Source organism: Pradoshia sp. Z3_51 (assembly GCF_058215915.1).
In genome coordinates, this window is the sequence record NZ_JBZAJC010000018.1 from 1 (window position 1) to 24,740 (window position 24,740).

The 24,740-nt window shown below is 38.7% G+C and carries 25 protein-coding genes and 2 tRNA genes; 3 read left to right on the top strand and 24 right to left on the bottom strand.

The features are described 5' to 3' along the window. Positions 1-337 precede the first annotated feature (337 nt). The 16 genes from lysS to spoIIE all read right to left on the bottom strand — a co-directional run bounded on the left by lysS (position 338) and on the right by spoIIE (position 17,725). A complete protein-coding gene (lysS, locus tag AC4BHA_RS18480; protein ID WP_148631318.1) occupies positions 338-1,825 on the bottom strand; it encodes a lysine--tRNA ligase in 1,488 nt (495 codons plus the stop codon). Between the two features lie 171 nt (positions 1,826-1,996). After that, on the bottom strand, positions 1,997-2,992 hold the full coding sequence (dusB, locus tag AC4BHA_RS18485) for a tRNA dihydrouridine synthase DusB (protein ID WP_148631320.1): 996 nt from the start codon (positions 2,990-2,992) through the stop codon (positions 1,997-1,999). Between the two features lie 41 nt (positions 2,993-3,033). Continuing rightward, on the bottom strand, positions 3,034-3,243 hold the full coding sequence (locus AC4BHA_RS18490; RefSeq protein WP_066103093.1) for a helix-turn-helix domain-containing protein: 210 nt from the start codon (positions 3,241-3,243) through the stop codon (positions 3,034-3,036). Beyond that, the gene (gene folK, locus AC4BHA_RS18495; RefSeq protein WP_490559041.1) at positions 3,195-3,722 is read right to left on the bottom strand and encodes a 2-amino-4-hydroxy-6-hydroxymethyldihydropteridine diphosphokinase; all 528 of its coding nucleotides are present in this window, start codon (positions 3,720-3,722) and stop codon (positions 3,195-3,197) included. The genes AC4BHA_RS18490 and folK overlap by 49 nt, the downstream gene beginning before the upstream one ends. After that, positions 3,712-4,086 (bottom strand): dihydroneopterin aldolase, encoded by a 375-nt coding sequence (folB, locus tag AC4BHA_RS18500; RefSeq protein ID WP_151675504.1) that lies wholly within the window; start codon positions 4,084-4,086, stop codon positions 3,712-3,714. Before folB ends, folK begins: the two co-directional genes overlap by 11 nt. Then, entirely contained in the window at positions 4,079-4,927 is an 849-nt protein-coding gene (folP, locus tag AC4BHA_RS18505) for a dihydropteroate synthase (protein ID WP_148631327.1), read from the bottom strand. The genes folB and folP overlap by 8 nt, the downstream gene beginning before the upstream one ends. Positions 4,928-5,080: 153 nt before the next feature. Beyond that, positions 5,081-6,007: a cysteine synthase A gene (gene cysK / locus AC4BHA_RS18510; protein WP_066103103.1), complete on the bottom strand. Its 927-nt coding sequence runs from the start codon at positions 6,005-6,007 to the stop codon at positions 5,081-5,083. 173 nt (positions 6,008-6,180) lie between these two features. After that, complete coding sequence (locus AC4BHA_RS18515) at positions 6,181-7,062, bottom strand: peptidylprolyl isomerase (protein ID WP_490559042.1); 882 nt, start codon at positions 7,060-7,062, stop codon at positions 6,181-6,183. 18 nt (positions 7,063-7,080) lie between these two features. Continuing rightward, a complete protein-coding gene (gene hslO / locus AC4BHA_RS18520; RefSeq protein ID WP_066103109.1) occupies positions 7,081-7,959 on the bottom strand; it encodes an Hsp33 family molecular chaperone HslO in 879 nt (292 codons plus the stop codon). A 29-nt stretch (positions 7,960-7,988) separates the two neighbouring features. Further along, a complete protein-coding gene (locus AC4BHA_RS18525) occupies positions 7,989-8,759 on the bottom strand; it encodes a type III pantothenate kinase (RefSeq protein ID WP_066103112.1) in 771 nt (256 codons plus the stop codon). A 534-nt stretch (positions 8,760-9,293) separates the two neighbouring features. After that, on the bottom strand, positions 9,294-11,279 hold the full coding sequence (gene ftsH, locus AC4BHA_RS18530; protein ID WP_066103115.1) for an ATP-dependent zinc metalloprotease FtsH: 1,986 nt from the start codon (positions 11,277-11,279) through the stop codon (positions 9,294-9,296). Positions 11,280-11,405: 126 nt separating this feature from the next. Continuing rightward, positions 11,406-11,957, bottom strand: a complete 552-nt coding sequence (gene hpt, locus AC4BHA_RS18535) for a hypoxanthine phosphoribosyltransferase (protein WP_066103117.1) — start codon at positions 11,955-11,957, stop codon at positions 11,406-11,408. A gap of 23 nt (positions 11,958-11,980) precedes the next feature. Beyond that, positions 11,981-13,366, bottom strand: coding sequence for a tRNA lysidine(34) synthetase TilS (tilS, locus tag AC4BHA_RS18540; RefSeq protein ID WP_148631333.1), 1,386 nt, complete (start codon positions 13,364-13,366; stop codon positions 11,981-11,983). Between the two features lie 124 nt (positions 13,367-13,490). Next, positions 13,491-14,459, bottom strand: coding sequence for a serine/threonine protein kinase PrkT (prkT, locus tag AC4BHA_RS18545; protein ID WP_066103123.1), 969 nt, complete (start codon positions 14,457-14,459; stop codon positions 13,491-13,493). After that, positions 14,431-15,165, bottom strand: coding sequence for a VWA domain-containing protein (locus AC4BHA_RS18550; RefSeq protein WP_066103126.1), 735 nt, complete (start codon positions 15,163-15,165; stop codon positions 14,431-14,433). The genes prkT and AC4BHA_RS18550 overlap by 29 nt, the downstream gene beginning before the upstream one ends. A 79-nt stretch (positions 15,166-15,244) precedes the next feature. After that, a complete protein-coding gene (gene spoIIE, locus AC4BHA_RS18555) occupies positions 15,245-17,725 on the bottom strand; it encodes a stage II sporulation protein E (protein WP_066103129.1) in 2,481 nt (826 codons plus the stop codon). A 72-nt stretch (positions 17,726-17,797) separates the two neighbouring features. Between spoIIE and AC4BHA_RS18560 the strand changes: the two genes are divergently transcribed. The 3 genes from AC4BHA_RS18560 (at position 17,798) to AC4BHA_RS18570 (ending at position 18,194) form a co-directional block, all read left to right on the top strand. Beyond that, on the top strand, positions 17,798-17,923 hold the full coding sequence (locus AC4BHA_RS18560; protein WP_262366041.1) for a hypothetical protein: 126 nt from the start codon (positions 17,798-17,800) through the stop codon (positions 17,921-17,923). Positions 17,924-18,042: 119 nt separating this feature from the next. Next, positions 18,043-18,116, top strand: a tRNA-Met gene (locus AC4BHA_RS18565). A gap of 6 nt (positions 18,117-18,122) precedes the next feature. After that, positions 18,123-18,194, top strand: a tRNA-Glu gene (locus tag AC4BHA_RS18570). A gap of 327 nt (positions 18,195-18,521) precedes the next feature. Here the strand turns inward: AC4BHA_RS18570 and AC4BHA_RS18575 are convergent. From AC4BHA_RS18575 to spoVT, 8 genes are all read right to left on the bottom strand, one after another. Next, positions 18,522-19,001 carry a S1 domain-containing RNA-binding protein gene (locus AC4BHA_RS18575; RefSeq protein WP_066103134.1) on the bottom strand — a complete coding sequence of 160 codons (480 nt, stop codon included), beginning with the start codon at positions 18,999-19,001 and terminating at the stop codon, positions 18,522-18,524. 107 nt (positions 19,002-19,108) lie between these two features. Next, complete coding sequence (locus AC4BHA_RS18580; RefSeq protein WP_066103137.1) at positions 19,109-19,495, bottom strand: FtsB family cell division protein; 387 nt, start codon at positions 19,493-19,495, stop codon at positions 19,109-19,111. Positions 19,496-19,508: 13 nt separating this feature from the next. Continuing rightward, positions 19,509-20,159 (bottom strand): spore cortex biosynthesis protein YabQ, encoded by a 651-nt coding sequence (yabQ, locus tag AC4BHA_RS18585; RefSeq protein ID WP_490559043.1) that lies wholly within the window; start codon positions 20,157-20,159, stop codon positions 19,509-19,511. Then, a complete protein-coding gene (gene yabP / locus AC4BHA_RS18590) occupies positions 20,156-20,461 on the bottom strand; it encodes a sporulation protein YabP (protein ID WP_066103144.1) in 306 nt (101 codons plus the stop codon). Before yabP ends, yabQ begins: the two co-directional genes overlap by 4 nt. Positions 20,462-20,525: 64 nt before the next feature. Then, positions 20,526-20,792 (bottom strand): RNA-binding S4 domain-containing protein, encoded by a 267-nt coding sequence (locus AC4BHA_RS18595; protein ID WP_066103147.1) that lies wholly within the window; start codon positions 20,790-20,792, stop codon positions 20,526-20,528. A gap of 26 nt (positions 20,793-20,818) precedes the next feature. Continuing rightward, entirely contained in the window at positions 20,819-22,282 is a 1,464-nt protein-coding gene (yabN, locus tag AC4BHA_RS18600) for a bifunctional methyltransferase/pyrophosphohydrolase YabN (RefSeq protein WP_490559044.1), read from the bottom strand. A gap of 12 nt (positions 22,283-22,294) precedes the next feature. Further along, the gene (locus AC4BHA_RS18605; protein ID WP_490559045.1) at positions 22,295-23,911 is read right to left on the bottom strand and encodes a putative polysaccharide biosynthesis protein; all 1,617 of its coding nucleotides are present in this window, start codon (positions 23,909-23,911) and stop codon (positions 22,295-22,297) included. A gap of 175 nt (positions 23,912-24,086) precedes the next feature. Beyond that, positions 24,087-24,623, bottom strand: a complete 537-nt coding sequence (spoVT, locus tag AC4BHA_RS18610; RefSeq protein WP_066103150.1) for a stage V sporulation protein T — start codon at positions 24,621-24,623, stop codon at positions 24,087-24,089. Between the last annotated feature and the right edge of the window lie 117 nt (positions 24,624-24,740).

Sequence of the window (24,740 nt, forward strand, 5' to 3'; positions counted from 1 at the left end):
CTTGCTTGGCGTTTCGTTTTGTTTAGTTTTCAAAGAACAATCTGTTTTGTTGTCGTTTTGGCGACTTAACTATCATACCAAGTTAGCAACCTCATGTCAACAACTTTTTTTATTTTTTTCTTTATCGCTTGCTTCGTATTTAATACTGCAGCAGCGACGTTTATTAATATACCACCTTGTTTTTTATTTTGCAATACTTTTTTATAAAAGTTTTTGTTTTTATCCTTTCTTATACTATGAAGCTTAGATTTATATCCTTATCTTCATATATCAATTATACGAATTAAAGAAAATAAAGAAGAAGCTGCCCTTAATCGGCAGCTTCTTCTTTAAAATCTTATCTATGTCTCATTAACGGGAATAACAGTACATCACGAATTGAAGGTGAATTAGTTAGTAGCATAATTAGACGGTCCATACCAATTCCAAGACCTCCTGTTGGAGGCATACCATACTCCAATGCTTCTATATAATCATCGTCCATCATATGTGCTTCATCATTACCTTGTTCACGCTCTTTTAATTGCGCTTCAAAGCGTTGACGCTGATCAATTGGATCATTTAGCTCAGTGAAGGCGTTCGCATGCTCACGTCCCACGATAAATAACTCAAAACGATCAGTAAAGCGTGGATCATCCTCATTCTTTTTAGCCAACGGAGAAATTTCTACCGGATGACCATAAATGAAGGTTGGTTGTATTAACTTCTCCTCGATTTTTTGCTCGAAGAATTCGTTAACAATATGACCGTATGTCATAGATTCAGTAATTTGGACATCATGTTCTTTAGCAAGCGCACGCGCTTCTTCAACTGATGTTTCTTTCCAGAAATCTACACCTACGTATTCTTTAATTGCATCTACCATATGAAGTCTTGTCCATTTTGGTGTTAAATCCACTTCATAATCACCGTAAGGAATGACAGTTGTTCCTAAAACTTCTTTTGCAATATAAGCAATGACATTTTCAGTCAAGTCCATTACATCATTGTAGTCAGCATAAGCTTCGTAAAGCTCAAGCATTGTGAACTCAGGATTATGTCTTGTGGACACTCCTTCATTTCTAAATACTCGACCGATTTCGTATACTTTTTCCAAACCACCAACAATTAGCCTTTTCAAGTGTAATTCAATGGCAATACGCATATACATAGGCATATCAAGCGCATTATGATGCGTTATAAACGGACGTGCAGATGCACCACCAGCAATTGAATGAAGCATTGGTGTTTCAACCTCAAGGAATCCTTGGTCGTCAAAGTAACGTCTCATTGCCTGAATGATACGACTGCGTGTTACAAATGTTTTTTGGCTTTCTTCACTTGTAATTAAGTCTAAATATCTCTTACGATAGCGCTCTTCAATATCTTTTAATCCATGATATTTTTCCGGAAGAGGACGAAGGGACTTAGTAAGATATGTAAACTGGCTTACTTTTATAGAAAGCTCTCCCACTTTAGTTTTAAATACCGTTCCTTTAATACCTACAATATCGCCAAGGTCAGCCATAGTGAATAGCTCATAAGCTTCTTCCCCAATAGCATCTTTACGCACATATATTTGAATTTGACCGCTCACATCTTTAATATGAGCAAAGCCTGCTTTTCCTTTTCCACGCTTTGTCATAATTCTGCCAGCTATAGATACTTCCGCATTCTTTGCTTCTAAATCCTCTTTTTCCACATCTGCATATTCATTGCTAATTTCTTGAGCCAAATGTGTACGTTCGAATCTTTTGCCAAATGGATCTATGCCCATTTCTTGGATGCGGTTCATTTTGTCACGTCTGACTTTTAATTGGTCGTTTAATTCTTCATAATTGCTCATCTTATTTCCACTCCATCTCTATCACGTATATACTGTTCCTTTATTTTACACAACCTTAGAACCTAATATATAAAAAATATCATTATCCTTTTAAAAGTATCATAAAAACTGCCGGTTTTACCGGCAGTTTCTACATACTTATTATACAGTATATCAGGTACTGTCAAATCATCAAACTGCACGAACGGCTTCATGGAGTTCAATATCTTCCACCATATTATAAAGCAGCCCTACCAATTGTTCACGTGTGTTGCACTCATTTATCTCATTTCTGATTCTACCGCTTCCTTTAATACCTTTCAAATACCAAGCTGCGTGTTTTCTCATCTCACGCACAGCGATAAACTCATCCTTCAATGCAATAAGGCGGTCAAGATGCAGGACGCAAACATCGATTTTTTCACGAACAGATGGCTCCGGCAAAAGGAACCCATTTTCTAAATACTTAACGGTTTGGTACATCATCCACGGATTCCCGAGTGCAGCACGACCGATCATGACTCCATCACAGCCAGTTTCTTCAAGCATCCTCTTGGCATCCTGTGGAGTCTGTACATCCCCATTTCCAATAACCGGTATATTGACAGCTTCTTTTGCCATACGGATATAATCCCAGTTTGCCGTTCCTTCATACATTTGAACCCGAGTACGTCCATGGACAGATATCGCACTTCCGCCCGCTCTTTCAACTGCCCTTGCATTCTCTTCAACAAATATATGCTTGTCATCCCAGCCAATTCTCATTTTAACCGTAACCGGTTTATCTACTTTATCAACTACAGCTGAAACCATCTCATAAATCTTATCCGGATTTAGTAACCATCTGGCTCCCGCTTCACATTTAATAATCTTGTTAACAGGACAGCCCATATTAATATCAATTATATCTGCATTGGTGTTCTTATCCACAAACTGAGCAGCCTGAACAAGCGATTCTTTTTCTCCACCAAAAATTTGAAGGCTCAATGGCTTTTCTCGTTCATCAATATAGAGCATGTTGAGGGTTTTTTCATTTCCATAAATTATTCCCTTATCACTAACCATTTCTGCACAAACAAGCCCTACCCCAAATTCCTTAACTGTTAAACGAAATGCTGAGTTACAAACTCCGGCCATAGGTGCAAGTACAACCGGATTCTTCATTTCGACATTGCCAATCTTCAACAATTCAATTCCTCCCTATCCTTTACTTGCACTTATCATTAAATCTATTTAACGAGAGGTTTTAGTTCCTCCACTGTAATGTCCAACTGATTTGCAATATCCTGCAAAAAGCGCTCAGAGGGTATTCGGTTGCCTCTTTCTACCTCGCCAAGCATTGAGACAGAGACAGATAACTCCCTTGCAAATTCCTCTTGAGTAAAACCTTTCAGCTTTCTAAATGCCCTAATACGCCTTCCCCATTTTTCCGCTTCCATATCCGAACCCCTTCTTTTTCGGGGATATCATCCATGATTTCCCTTATAGGTTTTTCCATATTAGGCAGAATGATGTCCTTATCTATCTCCACGAGCGGGATAACCACAAAGGCCCTATCAAGCATCCGCGGATGAGGGACAATTAGGTTTTTCGTTACAATATTTTCTTGATTATATAACAAAATGTCAAGGTCTATTGTTCGCGGACCCCACCTAATTTCCCTTTTTCTGCCAAGATTTTGTTCTATCTTCATGCAGGTAACCAATAGTGTTTGTGCATCGAAAGTTGTGTTTATACAAACAACCATATTCAAAAATTTACCTTGTTCTAAATAGCCTACTGGATTTGTCTCATATATAGATGATAAAGATATAATCTCATTTTCAGGTACTGCTGCCAATTCGCTTATGGCATCCTTTAAATTCGATTCTCTATCCCCTACATTTGTACCTAATCCAATATAAACTTTATTCATCATGCTGCTCTTGCTCCCTTATAATCTCAACTGCAACAAAATCGTAGTGACCCGGTATCGGTGGGTCTGGTTTCACAACCTTGATTTTGCATGAATGAATAATTGAATATGTGCCTAAAATTTCTGCTGATATCTTTTCTGCCACTGCTTCGATTAGATTATATGGCTTTCCTTCCACAATAGCCTTACATAAAGTGTATATTTCAGCATAATTAACCGATTTATTCAGATCATCTGTTTCTCCGGCGACTTGCAGATCCATATACAATTCTGCACTTACTCTATAACGCTGTCCAAGCTTATTTTCTTCTTCATAAACACCATGGTATCCATAAAATTCCATATTTTCAAGAATTATTTTATCCATTTACTTTCACCTTTCCAAGCATCGCATCCATCATACGGGCCATACGGGACATCTCTTTCACATCATGCACCCTTATGATTTGACACCCCTGCTGAACCCCTAAACATATTGTCGCCCCTGTACCTTCCATTCTTTCCTCTACTGGTAGATCAAGTGTTCTGCCGATCATTGATTTACGTGATGTTCCCAATAAGACGGGGTAACCCAGGCTGGTCAATATGTCTAAATTTCGCATCATCAGCAAGTTCTCCTCCAGTGACTTCGCGAAGCCGATACCTGGATCCAGCACAATTTTATCGTTACTAACTCCAGCATCTTTAACAATCTGAATACTTTCATATAAATCATTTAAAACATCACGCAAAAAATGATCATAGGAAGCCTGCTTACGATTATGCATGAGGATGATCGGAGCGCCTGAATCGGCAGCAACACGGGCCATTTCCTCATCACCTTTAGCTCCCCAAACATCGTTTATGATAGTTGCCCCTGCATGAAGTGCTTCTTTTGCCACATCCGCTTTATATGTATCTACCGAGATCGGTACATTGATCTCTTTTGTTAATTCCTTAATAACAGGAATGATTCGCTCCAATTCTTCATCTGACGAAATTCGCTGATGGCCAGGTCTCGTCGACTCACCACCGATATCAATGATATCTGCTCCAGCTTTTATCATTTCCTTTGCACGCAAAACCGCTTGTTCTACTTTGTTAAACTGGCCTCCATCAGAAAACGAATCCGGAGTGATATTTAAAATTCCCATAATCTTAGTGCTTTGTCCAAGTTCCAATCTATATTGTCCACATTCTAGAATCATCTTTTTTTGTGGTAGTTCCATAATAATTTGCTCCTTTAATTAGACTCCGAAATTACTCTATGCAAATCACTATACCACATGTTATTTGTAAAAAAGAAAGAAACACAGAAAACCAAAACAAAAGGAGGCATTTAGCCTCCTCCATATGTTTAGCTTATTTACTCTTCTATACGATTAATCTTCAAAGTTATATAATGGTGTACTTAAATATCTTTCACCATTATCCGGGATGATTGCTAGAACTTTTTTGCCGGCACCAAGTTTTTTGGCAACTTCCAATGCTGCAAAAATAGCTGCCCCTGCAGAAATACCACCAAGAATACCCTCTTCTTTAGCAGCTTTTCTTGCTTGTTCAAAGGCTTGTTCATTTTCAACTTTTATAATTTCATCATAAATATTTGTATTTAATGTATCAGGTATAAAGCCTGCACCAATCCCCTGAATTTTGTGAGGCCCTGGAGTACCGCCTGATAGAATCGGTGAATCCGCTGGTTCAACTGCAATAATTTTAATATCTTTGTATTTCTCACGCAGCACTTCTCCAGCACCCGTAATAGTTCCGCCTGTACCTATACCGGATATAAAGGCATCCAATTGATCGCCCATTTGTTCTACAATTTCTTTACCGGTTGTTTTTCTATGGACTTCTGGATTGGCCTCATTTTTAAACTGCTGCGGCATAAAGTACCCATGTTCATTAACAAGTTCCTCCGCCTTAGCAATTGCACCTTTCATTCCATCTTTACCAGGAGTAAGAATAAGTTGGGCTCCATATGCCTTCAATAAGTTACGGCGTTCCATACTCATTGTATCCGGCATTACCAATATAGCTTTATACCCTTTTGCTGCTGCAACCCATGCCAACCCAATGCCTGTATTACCGCTTGTTGGTTCAACTATCGTTGTACCCGGCTTTAGAAGACCTTTTTCCTCGGCATCTTCAATCATGGCAAGTGCGATACGATCCTTAACACTGCTTCCCGGATTCATATATTCCAATTTCAAATAAACCTCTGCAGATCCATCTTCTACAATCTTATTTAATTTAACAACAGGTGTATTACCTATTAATTCAGAAATATTATTTGCTATTTTACCCAACTTATCCACCCCTAATCCATAGTATTTTCATTGGTTTTATATACAATTTAGCTATTTTTACGCTTTCTGTCAACTATTATACTTCTAAATTCCCAGATTTTCTCGCATCTAACCATGTGAAATAATCTTTATGGCTCATTTACAGTATATAAAAGAAAATAGAGCACATGACTCTATTTTCCATAAATCCAATCCACATCATACTGTTCCCAAAGCATATCTGCAGATACAGGTATATTCATTTGTTCCATTGCAGTCTTTCTTTTAAGATTAGATTTTATTTTTCCAAAGGATAGTTCGGATTTACCAATCTGATCACGCAAATAGAGTATCGCATATCCATCCTTGATCTTAATTGGCTGACTCCATTCCCCTGGTTTTAATGAAGCCGCAGTTTCTTTATATTCTTCAGGGACAGACTCGGAATCTAAAGATATATACCCTAATTCTCCACCATTATTGGCCGTATATTTATCTTCCGAGCGCTCTATTGCCATTGCAGCAAAATCAGTTCCCGCCTTCAATTCCTTAATAATCGCATTTGCTTTTGCCTTTTCACTAAGTACGATATGGGATAGACGATAGAGATCAGTGAACTTTAATAAGCTTTCATTACTTTTATAGTAAGACTCAACTTCCTTGTCTGTTATAACGGCATACTTTGTCAACAACTTCTCAAGCAGAATTGAAACTTCAAGTTTCTTTTTGTGCTCCTTATCACTTATATGAGCGGGTGAATTTCCAGTAAAACCATATAACGCTTGCCGAAGAACAGCCTCCACTTTCATCTCATCCTCAGAAACAGTCAGCTGATGCTTAGCCGCCAATTGAAGAATAACTTCTTCATTTACCATTGTAGTTAATACATCTTTGCCATGTATCCTTTCCAATTCAGCGAGCCAGTCTGGACGGCTAATCTCTTCATCCCCTACTGCAGCAACAATTTCCGTTGCATCTTCCTTCATTGAATTTTCCCCCACCGTAAAGTAAAGGACAGTCACAATATTCAATAGAATTAAACCGGCGATAATGGACCAACATTGCTTACTTGACAAAGTAACTCCTCCAATAAATTACTTAGCTGTGTCTTTTAGCTCCTGAAGCTCCTCTTTGGTAAATATATATTTTTCATTACAGAAATGACATTGGGTTTCAGCCTGACCATCTGTCTCGATCATATCTTCTAATTCTTCTTTTCCAAGACTGATTAAAGCATTTGCTATCCTATCCTTGGAACATTGACACTGGAACGATATTGGCATTTTTTCTAATATTTTTACGTTTGTTTCTCCCAATACTTTATTAAGTACTTCTTCCGGAGTTAAACCATCCTGAATCATTTTGGATATAGGCGGAATTGATCCTAGAGCTTTCTCTATTTTTTCTATAACCTCTTCTTCCGTGCCGGGCATTAGCTGGATAATAAATCCACCCGCAGCAAGAATCGAGTCATCCGGATTAACCAAAACACCGACTCCTACAGATGAAGGAGTTTGCTCAGAGGCAACAAAATAATAAGTAAAGTCTTCACCAAGCTCGCCTGAAATTAAAGGAACTTGGCCAGAGAAATTATCTCTTAATCCAATATCTTTAACAACAGTTAACGTACCATTTGTACCAATAGCACGTCTTACATCAAGTTTTCCATGTTCATTAGACTCAAAATCAACATGAGGGTTTGTCAGATATCCCCTAACCTCACCCTTTGCATTACTATCAATGATAACCGGACCAATCGGACCATCACCCTCAATTTTAATAGTAATCTTTGCTTCGCCTTTTTGCATGGCTCCCATCATTACAGCCGCTGTCATTGCTCTTCCCAACGCAGCAGATGCTGTACGCCAAGAATCCTGTCTTCTTTGTGCCTCTGCAATAGTTTGCGTACTTGAGACTGCATACGCCCTTACTTGTCCATCAAATGCTAGTGCTTTAACTAAATAATCGTTCATGATAAACTCCTTCCAAATCCATTACAGGATTATTGTTGTATATTCTTTGAATAGATGATTTGCAGACCTTTTAATGTTAAATACGGATCGACAACATCAATTATGGATGTTTCATTTGCAATCATAGATGCTCTTCCGCCAGTAGCGATAACCATAGGATTCTGCTTACTCTGTTTTTTTATCCTGGTTACAATTCCTTCTACCTGTCCAATAAAACCATATAAAACGCCGGACTGCATAGCGTTTACTGTATTCTTCCCAATGATATTGGCAGGACGAACAATCTCTATCCTGGGCAGTTTAGCAGCCTTCGAATAGAGCGCCTCTGTAGAAATTTCAATTCCCGGGGCAATCACCCCTCCTAAATACTGGCTATGCTCATTTACATAACAATACGTTGTCGCTGTACCAAAGTCTACTATAATGATTGGCGCTCCATAATCATGAATTGCAGCCACAGCATTCACGATTCGATCTGCCCCAACTTCTTTAGGATTATCATATTTTATATTTAATCCCGTTTTAACACCAGGCCCAACAACCAAAGGCCTCAGTTGAAAGTATTTTGTACACATTCTTTCAAGTGAAGACATTATGGGAGGCACAACAGAGGAAAGAATCATTCCTTTTACATCATGGAAGGTTAACCCAACATGACTCAACAACTGATTAAATATCATTCCGTATTCATCTTCAGTTTTTCCCCTATCCGTACCAATTCTCCAATGAAAACAAAGATCATCATCCCTATAAACACCAATCGAAATATTCGTATTCCCCACATCCATCACCAATAACATGCAAAAACCCCCTATCAAAAAAGCTGAAGGGCCTTGGTCAACCGCGACAAGCATAAGAGGAGATGCGGAGGGAGAGCGCTTTTTCTCTCCCGCAGCAGCTACACTTATGTCTCGAGCGGTTAGGCCCTGAAGCTAGATTACATCAAAAAGCTGAGACGACTGGTCAGGAGCGACAAGCATAAGACGAATACTCGGAGGGAGGGTTCTTCTCCCGTAGGGTATTTGCTTATGACTCGAGCTCCTAGGAGTCGAAGCTAGATTACATCAAAAAGCTAAAGGGCCTTGCTCAACCGCGACAAGCATAAGAGGAGGTGCGGAGGGAGAGCGCTTTTTCTCTCCCGCAGCAGCTACACTTATGTCTCGAGCGGTTAGGCCCTGAAGCTGGATTAATCAAAAAGCTGAAGCCCCTTATTTAACGAACAAAGACTAAGTATGCCACATCCTGTGGCAACGCCTTCATGACCAACTTCCTGTTAGCATTCTATCCCTTTTCAAAAAAAGTGCCCCATTCATATGATGGGACACTCAGAATTCTTACAATTTATTAGGATCGTTTGTTTCCATATCCGGTGGTGTAGGAGGAGTTTGATCATCTTCTCTTTGCTCGGATATTGTATCGTCTTTGGATAGATCCTCAGACAGAATTTCCTTTTTAGCTGATACATTCACTGTAACATCGCTCGCTACCTTACGCTCAGGCAACTTACCATAATCCGCTAAGTGGCGAATTTGTTCAGCATCTAACGTTTCAATCTCAAGTAATGTATTAGCAATTAAGTCTAACTTACTGCGGTTTTCAGTAAGAATTTTTCTTGCACGTTCATAGCAAGTTTTGATGATATTTTGGATTTCGATATCAATTTCATAAGCAATCTTATCAGAATAGTTTTGCTCACTATTAATATCGCGACCTAAGAATACTTGGCCTCCTGAAGCCTGGCCAAATTGCATCGGTCCGAGTTTATCACTCATTCCATATTCAGTTACCATTTTGCGGGCAATACTTGTAGCACGTTGGAAGTCATTATGAGCTCCTGTACTCACTTCACCAAAGACAATTTCTTCAGCAACACGTCCGCCCAATAATCCGGTAATCTTATCGAACAGTTCAGGCTTAGTCATAAAGTAACGATCTTCACGCGGAAGCATTACAGCATAACCACCTGCCTGGCCACGCGGAACAATTGTTACCTTATGGACCATATCAGCTTCGTCAAGTACCAACCCGATAACCGTATGTCCGGATTCATGGAAGGCAACAATATTTCTTTCTTTCTTAGAAATGACACGGCTTTTTTTAGCAGGACCGGCAATCACACGATCCGTTGCTTCATCAATGTCGCTCATATCTACTTTTTTCTTATCTTGTCTTGCAGCTACCAAAGCAGCTTCATTCAAGAGATTTTCTAAATCAGCACCGGAGAAACCTGGGGTTCTCATCGCAATTGCTTTAAGATCCACATTTTCATCAAGCGGTTTGTTTTGTGCATGTACACGAAGTACAGCTTCCCTTCCAATTAAGTCAGGACGGTCAACCGTAATTTGTCGGTCAAAGCGGCCTGGACGTAAAAGAGCCGGGTCAAGAATATCAGGTCGGTTTGTAGCAGCAATGATAATGATACCTTCATTTGCTCCGAAACCATCCATTTCAACAAGCAATTGGTTCAGGGTTTGTTCACGTTCATCGTGTCCCCCGCCAAGGCCAGCTCCACGCTGACGTCCAACTGCATCGATTTCATCGATAAAAATAATACATGGTGCATTCTTCTTCGCATTTTCAAAAAGGTCACGCACACGGGAAGCACCCACACCCACGAACATCTCAACAAAGTCTGAACCACTGATAGAGAAGAAAGGTACACCTGCTTCACCAGCTACTGCTCTTGCAAGCAAGGTTTTCCCTGTTCCCGGAGGTCCTACTAAAAGTACACCTTTTGGAATTCTCGCACCTAATTCAGCAAATTTACGAGGGTCCTTCAAGAACTCAACAACTTCAACCAGTTCTTGCTTTTCCTCATCAGCACCTGCTACATCTTTGAAGCGCACTTTTTTCTTTTCTTCACTGTAAAGCTTAGCTTTACTTTTACCAAAGCTCATTACTTTGTTTCCGCCACCTTGCGCACTATTCATCAAGAAGAAGAACAATAGCAAAATAATGACGAACGGAATAATTGAAGTTAAGAATGTTACCCATACACTTGTTTCTTTTGCTGGAGCAACTGTAGATTTTACACCCTGTTCATCAATTAAGTCAGTAACCTCTTCAGCCTGTTCTGCAAGGATATATGTTAAATAATACTCATTTTCCTTAGCATCCTTTAATTGACCCTTAACAGAATATACTCCGCGTTCCACCTGTAAATCAGCGGATTTAACCTCACCTTTTTCAAGACTTTCAATAAACTCATTATTAGAAATATGTTTAGTTGGCTCGGAATTTTGGTTAAACACACTTACTACTCCGATAATCGCCACAAAAATAAGTAAATAGAATATGGTATTTCTAAAAATACGGTTCATCCCTAACCTCCTCCCAAAAAACTAAATATAGTATTCGTATCTACAATCAGGTTACTTATATATTTTATATAAAGATCATAGCACAGTCTATTATGTGAATAGAACGGTTATTAATCATCTATATCCCTATTTGGCAGTTTCGTAAACTTCCCTTTTTAACACGCCAATGTATGGAATGTTTCTGTATTTTTCCATGTAGTCAAGCCCGTATCCGACAACAAATTCGTCAGGTACATTAAAGCAAGCGTAATCCGCATGTATATCCGCTTTTCTTCCGGATGGCTTATCCAATAATGTGACAAGCTTGATGGATTTAGCTTTTCTGTATTTAAATAAATCCACTAAATAAGAGAGGGTAAGACCGCTGTCTATGATATCTTCAATAATCAGCAAATCTCTGCCTTCTACAGATGTGTTTAAATCTTTAATGATTTTAACTTCACCGCTTGAAACCGTAGAAGTACCATAGCTGGAAACATCCATGAAATCCATTTCCAAATAGCTGTCTACATGCTTTAATAAATCGTTCATAAAAGGCATTGCACCTTTCAGCACACCTATCACTAATGGATTAAGATCCTTGTATTCCTCTGTAAGCAAAGCCCCGAGTTCTTTAATTTTGCCTTGGATTTCTTCTTCTGAAATCAAAATTTTCTCAATATCATTATGAATCGTCATTCGGTAGTCCTCCTAGAAGAGCATTATTCAACATACTTTATCATGATGGCTGGCATCGGGGTCTTTTCTAAATTAATCTTTTGCAGACCTGGTATCCAAACAATTTGATCATTCTTATTAACAATAATTGGCCAACTCTCCCGCTCATGCACAGGTATCTTGTGTTCAAGAAACAGCTTTTTCAGTTTTTTATGGCCCGTGAAGCCTTTAGGCTGATAACGATCTCCATCCCGCTTATTCCGCACCCTTAATGGTAAGTCCTCTTCACTTAAAGGTAAAATACATGTATATCGAGATGCATGCTCCCATTTTTCAGATAAGGGATCCAGCAGTACTGTTTCAATAACGGCGCCATTCGCAAGAGCCGTCTTCCCCGGTATACGGAGTTCCTTTGATAAAGTTACTGATGGCAGCCTTCCAAAATGGAAAAGCAACTGATCATATGCTTTCGTAACTTGAAGCCCAGAAGGTAATTGCACGGAGGTGGAAGGATTGGATTCTGTCAATAAAGACTGAATACACTCTATATGTACGTATGAAAATACATAAGGTTTCACTTGATAAAGATAGTTTAATATTAGATGAATCACCCTCCTTTGTAAAGGTTTTGGCACCTTTCCAAGAGAAGATATGGGAACTTTTAAAATCCCGTCCTTTTCAGTTAATTCAAGAGAATTATACTCTTTTTCAGCTAACACCATCAAAAACCCTTCATCTTGCTCCAAATCCTCGCTAAACCGTTGAATATGATCAAGCGCTTTACTATTTTCCTTTTTTATCATCGGTAATATGTATTTGCGGAATCGATTTCGGGTATAAATATCCTTTTCATTACTCGGATCTATGCGTGGGTTGAGATTCATCTCTGTACAATATTCCAGAATATCTTCTCTTGTAACAGCAAGAAAAGGACGTATGATCCATCCACCCCCGAATAATCTTTTCAGAGGAATTCCAATCCTCGCCATCCCAGAAGTCCCTCTAATAAGGTTCATTAAGACTGACTCCGCTTGATCATCCTTATGATGAGCAAGAGCTAATTTTTGCGCCGCATACTTTTCCATTATATCCCTATAAAATGCATATCGACAATCTCTGGATGCCTGTTGTGGATTTTTACCTGTATCTTTAATATATTTTGGGACATCTATCCGACTTCCTTCAAATGGGATTCCCCATTCCTCACATATTTTTTCTACAAATAAATACTCCTCAAATGATTCTTCACCTCTGAACATATGATCTACATGGGCAACCACAAGGGTTAGATTATAGGATTTTTTTATGCTATTTAAATAAGCAAGCAATGCCAATGAATCCGGCCCACCGGAAACACCAACCAAAATCGTGTCATTATGATTAATCAATTGTTTTTTATTAATATAAGCAGTCACTTTCGCCTCTAACATAAATATTCCTTTCTACCGTTGCTTTCAATTAATTATTATCGTACCACTCTTACAAATGGAATCCAAAAATTATCTTTCAAAAAAAACGGTAGAGACAGCGTTATTGTTTGTATTTGTTGTGAACTTATACAACTTGACCAAACATATAAAATGCATAAAGCAAAGTAATGATAGCAACTAAAAAAAACGTTTCAAAGAAACTGCTTTTATCATTGGATTTTCGTTTCCTCATCTGTACTCGACTGGTGTTAACTGGAGTATTCTTTTTTACAGCGGTGCGGGTAGCGGTTTGTTTTGTGTGTAAATGAGATATGACTTCCTTTTTCATATCAGTTGCCGTTATGTAATGACCCTTCAAAGCTTTTAAAAGAATGGACTCCAACTCTCTGAGTTCCTGCTTGTTTTTCACCAATTCCTTTAATTGGTTAATTCCTTCTCCGTTTTTATTAAACCTTTTTTGATAGGCTGCATTGATCACTATCATAGCGAGCGCAAATAAATCATATGATGGCTCTGCTCTTCTGCCCCCCAGCTCCCAATATCCCCGGTCAAAATACTCAGTGTATTCTTTAATCGCACGACCGATTTGCGTGGTTCCTCCTACATCTATAAAACGGACTTTAAAATCGGGTAATTGTACTATCAAGTTTTCAGGTTTTAAATCCCCAAAAACCCATCCTAGCTTATGCATTTCCTCAAGGCTGTTTAGAAGCTGCAGCATGAGTACACCAAGCCAATCTGAACTTCTTTTTTGCACAAACGTTAGAAAGGAATCTCCGGAAATATACTCCATCACGTAGAAAGGAATAATTTTTCCACTCCCTATACAATCATCCACATCTATCAAATAAGGTCCTAGGGATATTCCCTGGACCTTTGCAAATGATTTTAATACATTTACTTCTGCAGCAATAGTAGCACTGTTATCACTAAACTTGATTGCTACTGATCCATCCGAAGAATCTGCGAGGTAAACAATTCCATTAGCGCCATACCCTAATTCTTTTCGAATGATATAACTCTTATGATGCCATTTGCCCCTGATTACTGATCCAATTGGGAAGCTACATGGTTTCTTCGAAGTATTGATCATCGTCGCCTACTATTCTCCTTATAGAAGACTCTTTATTAAAATACTTAATGGCCTCACGAATAGCCGGACCAGTCGGGGTAATCCCTCCAGTCGTTAATTTGGCGAAAATTTTAGAAAGAGATTCAAGTCTAGGACTCCAATCCATTACTCTTTCCACTTCGGTTCTTTTCCCGGGAAATATAAAAACTGAGAACTGATTTTCACCACTTCTCGCATTTAGACTTATAGACAAATCTATAAGCGCCTCTTTAACCGTTGGCAGCTTATGCTTCATACTGGCACTTGTATCAACCAATACAAGGACCTCCATTTTTACTTTTTCTCCCAGATCCTCCACTACCTCCATTACCTCGCCGCGTTTATCAGGTGGTAATTCTTCCATAGTGATATGATTCCCCAATATTTGCTGAAGCTCTTTATTCACTACGCCCTGTATCGTTTGGTTCATTGCCTTCCTAGTGACCATTTGTACAGTTTGTGATAATTGCTCAGCATAGACGATTTGATGAATGCCAGCACCAGATGATGCTATATTCTCAATCTCTTGCATTCCCCCCTCGTCTATAATGTCCTTATCCATAACACCAATTACATTTACAGTAATTCCTTCCTCACGTGCTAGTGCAGCCATCGCTGTCGGGCTCTCTCCCTGATTGGAGCAGCCGTCTGTCAGCAATAATATTTGTTTAACAGTACCTGTCTTCATTTCATCATCCTCCTATACCGCTATTATTATTTCCATCTTCGCCTATATATAGGCGCTTTATACGATTAGGAGGATATTATTATTGAGCTTTTTTCTTCTTGGCACCGACAGGTATACTTGTCCATTTTGGAATATTATGATTGATTTGTGCGACGACAATTGTCATATCATCTTCAATTTTTCCTGAGCTTGTCCTGATTACCTCCTCGAGAATAATATCAGCTATTTCCTGTGGCCTGTCAGTCCCGATTTCTCTAATCTTTCTAATCATCCATGCTTCATAATTTTCTACATGTTTTGGCCCCTCAAATATTCCATCACTCATCATAATTAAAAGGTCACCGGCCTTTAATTGGTCATGAACCACATCCACATCAAATTCTTTGATAATACCAATTGGCAAGTTATTAGATTGGATTTTCGTAACCTGCTGCCCTCTCTTTATAAAGCTTGGAGTTGAACCCACTTTTAAAAATTTAACACTCGCATCCTGCAAATCAATCATCGATAAGTCAAGTGTTGAAAAGATTTCATCTGTAGTCCGCAATGAGAGAATTGAGTTAATCGATTTAATAGCTACCTTTTCCTCTATTCCAGACTCTAGTATTTTTTGCAGTAGCCCTAAGGTTTCTGAGCTTTCATTATGGGCCCTTTCTCCATTTCCCATGCCATCACTAATGGCAATCGCATGCTTCCCTTTTCCGATGTCAATCATGGTGTAACTGTCCCCTGATACAAGCCCTCCTCCCTTTGCAGCATGGGCTACACCAGTTTCTACTGTGTAGCGTTTGGCAGAACGGAATGTTAAGCGGCATAAACCTCCCTGAAACGAACTGCACTCTTCTTTGTAAACAATGATATGCTCTTCCAATATATCTGAGAGCATGGGGCCAATTAATTTCTCACCTACACCACTTCCCTCGCAATCTGGGATTTGCATATCTATATCAACATTCCCTTGTTCCAGGGAATAAATTTCTATTTGGTGGATATCCAAACCGAACCCCCGTATGGAATCCAGTAATTGTTCTTCATGAATATGGAGATTTTCGCGTTCTTTTGTAATCTCCTTAGCAAAGTCCTCCATTACCTTTGAAACTCCCTGGAGTTGATCTGCCACGAGCTTTCTACTTTCTCTCACTTGTTTTTTTAATTTTTGGTTTGCATTGTAATAAGAGATCTCCTGAAGCATCGCCTCCGTCACTTTATCATATCTTGTACAGAACCGTTTCCATTCTCTCTGCGTGGCCTGCGGAACTTGCCCGGACTCGTCCTGTAAACTCTCAACCAACTCTCCCATCATTCCATACGTATAATCAAAATTCTTCGCCCAGCAATGATCCTTTTTGAAACAGGTCTGGCATGTTTTTTCAGTCACATTGCTAAGAAAATAATCCAACTCACGTTCCTTTTCTACCTCCTTCGTTGTTTGTTCCTCCATCTGTGAAAAACTATTCGATAAAGCCTGGAAAACAGATGAAAATTGATTCACTCTTTGCGCAGTAACATCTCTGACCCTCCTGACATAACGTTGCTGTTCATTCGTATGCTCTGCTGTTCCAGGAATATGTTTGGCTACTTTTGAAATAAGGGTAGCAGGGGTCATAAAAAATAAAGCAATAGCCAATAAAGATTCATATAGAGTTACTGATATATTTTGACTCCCTTCCCCATAAAGGCCAATTAATAATGTGGCAATTATTAAACCTAATGATGCCCCTATTTTTTTCCCTTCTTTAAGAAGGCCTCCTAGTAAACCAGAGAAGGCCAATAAGCTCATCTGGAAAAGGTTGCTCAGATTGGCCAGACTGAATATTAAACCAGTTACCACTCCTACTGTCGATCCAATTGAGGCTCCTCCAGAGACTGCAAAAAGGAGAACTAAGTATCTGCTCAATGTATGATCAAGAGATATATGATAAATCGACCAGCCGATCGTACCGGTCATAACAGAGGCCAGCATGATAATCAAACTGATAACTTCCTCTGTCCTTAGTCCCTGTGGACTTTTTTTCATAGCAATCAGTGGGATACATTGAATAAAAATCATGGTAAGAATAAGAGCTAAACCTGCTTCAACACCGATCATCATGGCATCGTATATCTCAAACTTCATATATTTCAAATAGCGTTCCGTTGCTCCTGCAATTCCCATGGCTATTAAAACATATACACCAACAACTTTAAATTGATTCTCCACTGATGGCTGTCTTAGCTTATATAAGAGGAGGAATAAGGCACATGAAGCAAATAAACTTAAACCTGCTGACCAGGAGATTGTTAACGCACCTCCTATTGAGGCGACCATAACAAGCGGAGAACGTTCCCGCCTCATCATGTATACTGCTGCAAAGAATGGGAGAGAAAAAGGAGCCAACTGTGAAAGGATAAGCGCCCTTCCCAGGAGAAATCCCAAAACTACTAATATATATCCTTGTTTCACGAAGTAATCCTCTAGCTTCGTTACATACTTGTCCACTAATTGAGTAGGATTCCATTTGCCAGCATCATATTGAACATCCGTTACCGATCCATACATTGTACTTTGTGTTTTATCCACATTACCACTCCCTAACAGGTGATTGTCTTTTATTATAAAGGGGATATAATCCTAAATTTGTCAGAACGGAGGATGAGTTTTTATAAAGTGTTCGACGGCATTCCATGTGAATGGGCAGAAGAAAACACAAAGGTTATCGAAGGAATCATAAAGGAGAATATTTTATTAAACTACTTTGTAGGAAAGGCTAGAAGATAGAAGAAATAGATACTTATTTAAATGTAATATTCTAATTATTGGCTAAAATATTTAAACCATTGACAAAGTATTTACTAGATTGTAAGATAATTTTTGTGTTTAAAAGTATATTTGATTATGGCGGTGTAGCTCAGCTGGCTAGAGCGTACGGTTCATACCCGTAAGGTCGGGGGTTCGATCCCCTCCGCCGCTATTTTGAGGCCCCTTGGTCAAGCGGTTAAGACACCGCCCTTTCACGGCGGTAACACGGGTTCGAATCCCGTAGGGGTCATCTATACAAAAAACCAGGGATATATCCCTGGTTTTTTTGTGTTTATAAAGAATATAACTCTTCTAGATTTATCACTTCATACTATTCCATCTATAAGAACACTCAACAATCAAACATTTTTAACATGATGGCTTTATTGATTTTTAAATGAACAACATTTACTGACATGCTCATTCTAGTCAAATCCTTTAAACAGCAGGATTATACTACCCTATCTATGCCATATAATCCCTATATCAATTGATAATCAAATGTAAAAAACAAAAACAGACCAACAACTGATGTTGGTCTGTTATATAAATTGCCATTTTGTTTCAGCAGCAAGGTTTAGCCGCGTCTTCCGCCTCTGCCACCTCGTTTGGATTCTGTGTTCCTCTTAAGAGATGACATACGCTCTTCACTATCTTTCAAGAAGCGGGCCATTTTTTGTTCGAAGCTTTCTCGCGGCGGTCTGGAATCATGTCCTCCTCTTCCTCCCCGAGAGTCATTTCTTCCACCACGTGAATCGTTTCCTCTGTTATAACGAGGTCGTTGTTGATAAGATGATTGCGCAGGTTGTTCGCTCTCCTTCTTCTCAACAGCTTTTTTTATAGAAAGACCGATTTTGCCATCTTTCTCTACATTTATGACTTTTACTTCAACTTGATCTCCCACTTTTAGGTGATCATTAATATCTTTTACATAATTATCAGCAACCTCACTGATGTGGACAAGTCCTGTTGAACCCTCGGGCAGCTCAACAAATGCTCCGAAATTAGTGATTCCTGTTACCTTACCTTGTAACTTGCTGCCTACTTCGATTGACATAAAAAAATTGCTCCTCCTTAAGAAATTAAAAAAATAAAATAATGGAAGTTATAGCTTCCCCTTATATTATAATCACTTAAAAAAATATGTGTCAACGTGAGGGATATCTACTTGCCCTCATTTTCGGGAAGATTGAATATTATTTCTCCATCATCTGATAGAAAATATTCTTTACGCGCAAACTTTGCTATATATTCATCATCATTCAATTTAATGATTTCTTCCTTTAATCTTGCTTCATCCTTTTGAAGATCTGACAATTTCACTTTCAATTCACTTTTATGTTCTTCTTTAGCCTTCAAAGCGGAATGTTGAGAAAAGAGTGTTGTAAGAACGATCCCAGTTGTTATGATGGCAAAAAGCCCAAATATTACAAGCCTTCTTGTCAATCCTAATTTCTTTTTCTCAAAGGACTGGGTTCGTTTCTCTTGATATTGGGCATATGGCGTATCGATTTGTTTGATATTTTCCTTCTTTTTATCAAGCGATCCCATTTCCTTTCCTCCTTTAAGACTTATTTGTCCATTTTTTTAATAATTTATTGATAGTATTCTTCAACTTTTTTCCAATTCCTGCTAGTTTATCAAAAAACTTTTCGACAGGTGATCGCACACCGCCCGGAATTGTCTTCCAAAGCCATGACGCTGTACTAGTAAAGGGATAGAAAATCACCCTTACTATCGATATTAATGCCTTTAAAAGATACTTGGCAAGCCATAATAGAGGATTGCCAAACTTTAGCAACACTTGAAATATAAGCAATATAACAGTAATAATTAGCGCAATTAACCCTTTTATTGGCCGAATGAATAAGAGAGCTCCCAATTTAACAAGGAATTTACTGAATTTATTAACCCAATAAATAGTCATTTCCAGCAATCTTTTATATGAATTTCTAAAAAGGGCTTGATAGGCGGAATAACCGCATAGCAGTGCCAATAAGATATAAAAGCGCCATTCTCCCTGATTGGATTCGTATAAAACATAGAAAATGAGCAAGGCCTGAATGCACCAAAATAAGATGTCATTAATAAAAACAAACCATACTTTTCTCTTTGCTCTAACTAAAAAGCGGTTGTATGTATCAAATGCTGCTCCAAAGTAAATACCCATGCCAATCATGGATAACAGGGTTACAAACTGGGTGTCCAGACTCATCTGAACAGTTTGCCAAAGAATCCTTTAGCTTTCTCCCCGCTATGTTCGTCCAAGTAATTGATTTCAAGTATTTTACCTTTAATTGATACAATTCCTTTATCGACATCCAGGTTTTTCATTTGTAGATTTTGCCCTCTGACCGAAAGAAACCCCATGACCGTTTCGAGAAGGAACTCCTCATTGTCAAAGCTCTCTACCTGCTTAACACCTGATATATCGAGAAGCCTTCTACCCTTCATGCTAATATCGTGATCAGGTCCAGCTGATTTACTCGTTTGGTTTGTATCATAATATTGGTTCATCCTAATCCCCCATTATCAAACATTTGTACAAGTGTATGATAGGATGATAGGAATTAGACCATGCTTAAAACGACTCTGATAGTTTTGCTTCTTTTATGAGGGTATACATTCCTGCTGCCTCATCCTTCTTCGTTGTCTCCAGAAGTTTATCTACACGGACAGTCAGTACTTTTTGCCCCAATCTGATATCCAAAATATCTCCAATCTTTACATCGGCTGAAGCTTTGGATTCTTTACCATTTATTTTAATTCTTCCCTGATCTGCAACTTCTTTTGCAATTGTTCTCCTTTTAATAATCCGGGAAACCTTTAAAAACTTATCTAATCTCACTATGTATTCAACCTCCATTTATTCCTTTATATACCTGACTCTTTGGCTTGTTCCCAAAACTCATCAAGCTCTTTAAGTGTATAATCGCTCCATGCTTTTCCTGATTCCCTTACGCAATCATTTACAAACAAAAATCTCTTTCTGAATTTTTGGTTTGTCCGATGCAGCGCCTCTTCTGGGTTGATTTTTAACAATCTAGCCACATTTACAAGGGCAAACAGAATATCTCCAAATTCAGATTCTATATTATGGGTGTTTGGTTTATTCTTAATCCACTCTGCTTTAAATTCATCAAGCTCTTCAAAAACCTTTTCCCAGGCAGGTGAAACATCATTCCAATCAAAGCCAAATTTAGAGGCTTGCTTTTGAATATCAAAAGCCTGTATAAGATTCGGTAAATGGGTGCTGACATTCAAAATGGAACCAGAGGTATTTGAACCTTCTTCCTTTTTAACCCTCTGCCAGGTTTCCTCTACATCTCTTGCTGATTCTGCCCTTTCATTACCAAAAACATGAGGATGTCTGCGCACCATTTTTTCAGATATACCTTTAATGACATCATCAATGGAAAAGTACCCTTCATCTTCTCCGATTCTGGCATGTAACATCACCTGAAGCAATACATCACCAAGCTCTTCAATTATGTGATCAATATCACCTTCATTAATTGCATCAATCAATTCATAAGCTTCTTCCAGTAAATACTTCTTTAGTGATTCATGAGTCTGTTCCCTGTCCCATGGGCATCCCTCCGGAGATCTGAGTTTATCAATGATCTCTCGCAGCTTCCAAAACTCCTTATATTGATTTTCTTCCTTCTGAATCGGAGGTACATAGACTGACGTTAAATTGCTCAATTGCATGGAGCGATCCAATTCATAAAGCGGCATGCGTTCAACTGATTCGGAGCTCATCCCTGCACCGGTCACTAAATAAACTTCATGATCATCCGGATATTTTTCCATTAAAGTCAGCTTCACTTCGGAAGCAACAAAGGCATCATAGACCTGACTTACAATCATATGCTGAGTGATATTGACATCCCTCAATGAAAGATCCGTACCATCTAGAAATTGAAAACCCTCAACCGGATCCACTTTTACGGATGTGAACATGGCATCGAGGAAGCTTTGGCCACCTTTAATATGTACAGATATCCCTTTCTTTTCACCTTCTGAAAGCAAGATTTGTACAGTCTTTTCAGCGATCAGCGGATGCCCCGGCACACTATAGATTACATCCTGGACCTTAGCCTTCTGAATTAGAATTTCTGCAATTTTCTCATAAACTGCTTCGAACTGATCATGCTCCTCATAGATGGAGTCAAAGCTCTCAACCTTCAGACCCTCAGCCACCAATTCTTTCAATACCGGGTGTTCAATAGTTCTTGCATATACAAGCTCTGTATTTTTCAGTAATTTATAAATACCCAAAGGCATTTGATCAAGCTCTCCTGCCCCTAAACCTATAATTGTGATTTGGTTAGTCACACTTCAGCTCTCCTAACGTTTGATTTTCCCTTTATTCATAATTCTTATCAAATGATGTCCTCCCGGTAGATGGGCCAATTCATCATTTTTAAATAGATTCATTTTAAGCAGCATATACAGATAAATCATTCCTCCGATTGCAACGGAACTTAATGCATGTATGGAGGCCAATATTCTCGACTGACCAAGTTCGCCTACAAAAAATGAAAGTAAAGCTGAATAGCCTTTTAATACAATATACATGACAATACCGGCTATCACCAGGCTTGCTATATGCTGAAATTCCATATTCCTTCCAGTTATATATTTCCCTACCAGATAAAGCAGCAGGATACAAGCAGCCATCAGCGCAAGAAGACTTGCGTAGGCAGCCCCTTTTATTCCGCTTCCGGCAATCAACCAAGGATTTAAAAGGACTTTAATTCCTACCGATAGCAGAATAACCATAACTGATGCTTTCCAAAACCCCATTGTTTGCAAAATAGTTGAGCATGTCACCAGGAGGGATGCGAACAATATTAAAATAGCGAGAACGCTTAAAGCTCCAACCCCTTCATCATCTTTAAAAAGCATAATATTTACTGACTGAATAATTCCAGCCAACCCAATAGCTGCTCCAACCCCAATAGCAGAACTGATTTTTATAGCCAAACGGCACATTTTCTTTACTTCTTCAATTGCTTTACTTTTTTGCAAGCTGGTTAATACCGGGACAATTGACAAAGAAAGTGAAGTGGCTACAACAAGCCCTACCTGTATCAACGGTTGCCCTCGGTCATAAACACCCTTCATCGCTTTCGCTTCCTCTGCAGGTATCCCTTGAGACAGGAGATTCGTATACAGTTGGAAGGAATCAATTAGTTGAAGAAGGAGCAAGTACATATTACTTAAACAAAAAGCTAACCCCTGAAATAAAAGGACTGCTCCCGTTTTGATCAATATTTCCTTTTCTGGCATCAGGGTTGGAAAATAATCACGGCGTTCTCTCCATAAATAAAGTCCCAAAACCCCCATAGCGGCAATACCGCCAATTAACGACCCTGCTATCGCACTTTTTCCAACAGTGTATAAAGAATATTCTAATTTCATAAGCAAATATGTACCAATCAAAATAAAGGTAACTCTAAATAGCTGCTCAAAGGTTTGGGAAAGTGCAGTTGGAAGCATATTTCCAGACGCCTGATAAGTACCCCTTACAATGGAAATGAAGGGCATTAGCAAAAAGGAAAAGGCCACCATACGAATTAACGGGGCAAGTTGAATATCATTCATAATCTTCGCTATCAAGTCCGCTCCCAAGTACAAGAATAAAAACAATATAATTCCGAAGAGAGCAACCCATATAAAAGAAGCTGCTATTATTTTATTCTTTTCTTTTTTATCATTACCAGACCTGTTAAATTCGATCAGTAGCTTAGAGATACCAACTGGAAATCCATAAGTAGCCAGAACAACAGCTATTCCGTAAAATGGATAAACCTGTTGATAAATATAAAAACCCGTGTCCCCAGCCATATTCTGAAAAGGAATTCGGTATACAGCACTCAATATTTTTACGATTAAAGCTGCTGCTGTCAGAATAACAGCGCCCTTTAAAACTCTGTGTGAAGAATCATTCTGACGGCTCATCCAAATAAAGCACCTCTCTATCTATTTCCAAAATATTATAACATAAGCAAAAATAATCATTATTTGGAGTATTGGTTGCCTCTTTTTCATAGTCATGTCCTGTTTTTAGGAGACAAAAAAAGGTTAATTGGAGACTCCTTGGAGTTTTCACAATTAACCGTTAAACAATAATATATTATTGTTCCATTTGCTTCGCAAGGAAGCTTGCAGCTGTTTCGATTGCTTTTAATTCAATTTCACCAACTGTAGCTTCTTTAGCAAAAATCACAACTGCGCCGATTGGATCGCCGTTTGCAACAATTGGAGCCACTGTGTAGGATGCTACTTCTTCATCAACGCCATCTACAAGTGAAAAAGAACCTTTTTGAGTATGTAGAACTGAGTTACGATCCTCCATAATTTTCTCTAAAGAGTCACTGATTGCTTTATTAAGGAATTCCTTTTTAGAGCTTCCTGCTACTGCGATAAATGTATCACGGTCACAGATTAGAACTGGGTTTCCTAAGCTATCATAAAGTGCCTCTGCATATTCTTTAGAGAAGTCTCCAAGTTCACTGATAGGAGAATATTTTTTTAAAATTACTTCGCCATCTCTGTCAACGAAGATTTCCAAAGGATCTCCCTCACGGATTCTCAATGTTCTTCTGATTTCTTTTGGAATAACAACGCGTCCTAGATCATCTATACGACGAACAATACCAGTTGCTTTCATTCTATGTTGCCTCTCTTTCATCGGGTTGATTTTTTGCGACACATCCTGCTGCCCAAATCGACTATGCCGCCGATGTTGTACATAGTATTTTTCTAATGGTAACTTCTATACATAAAG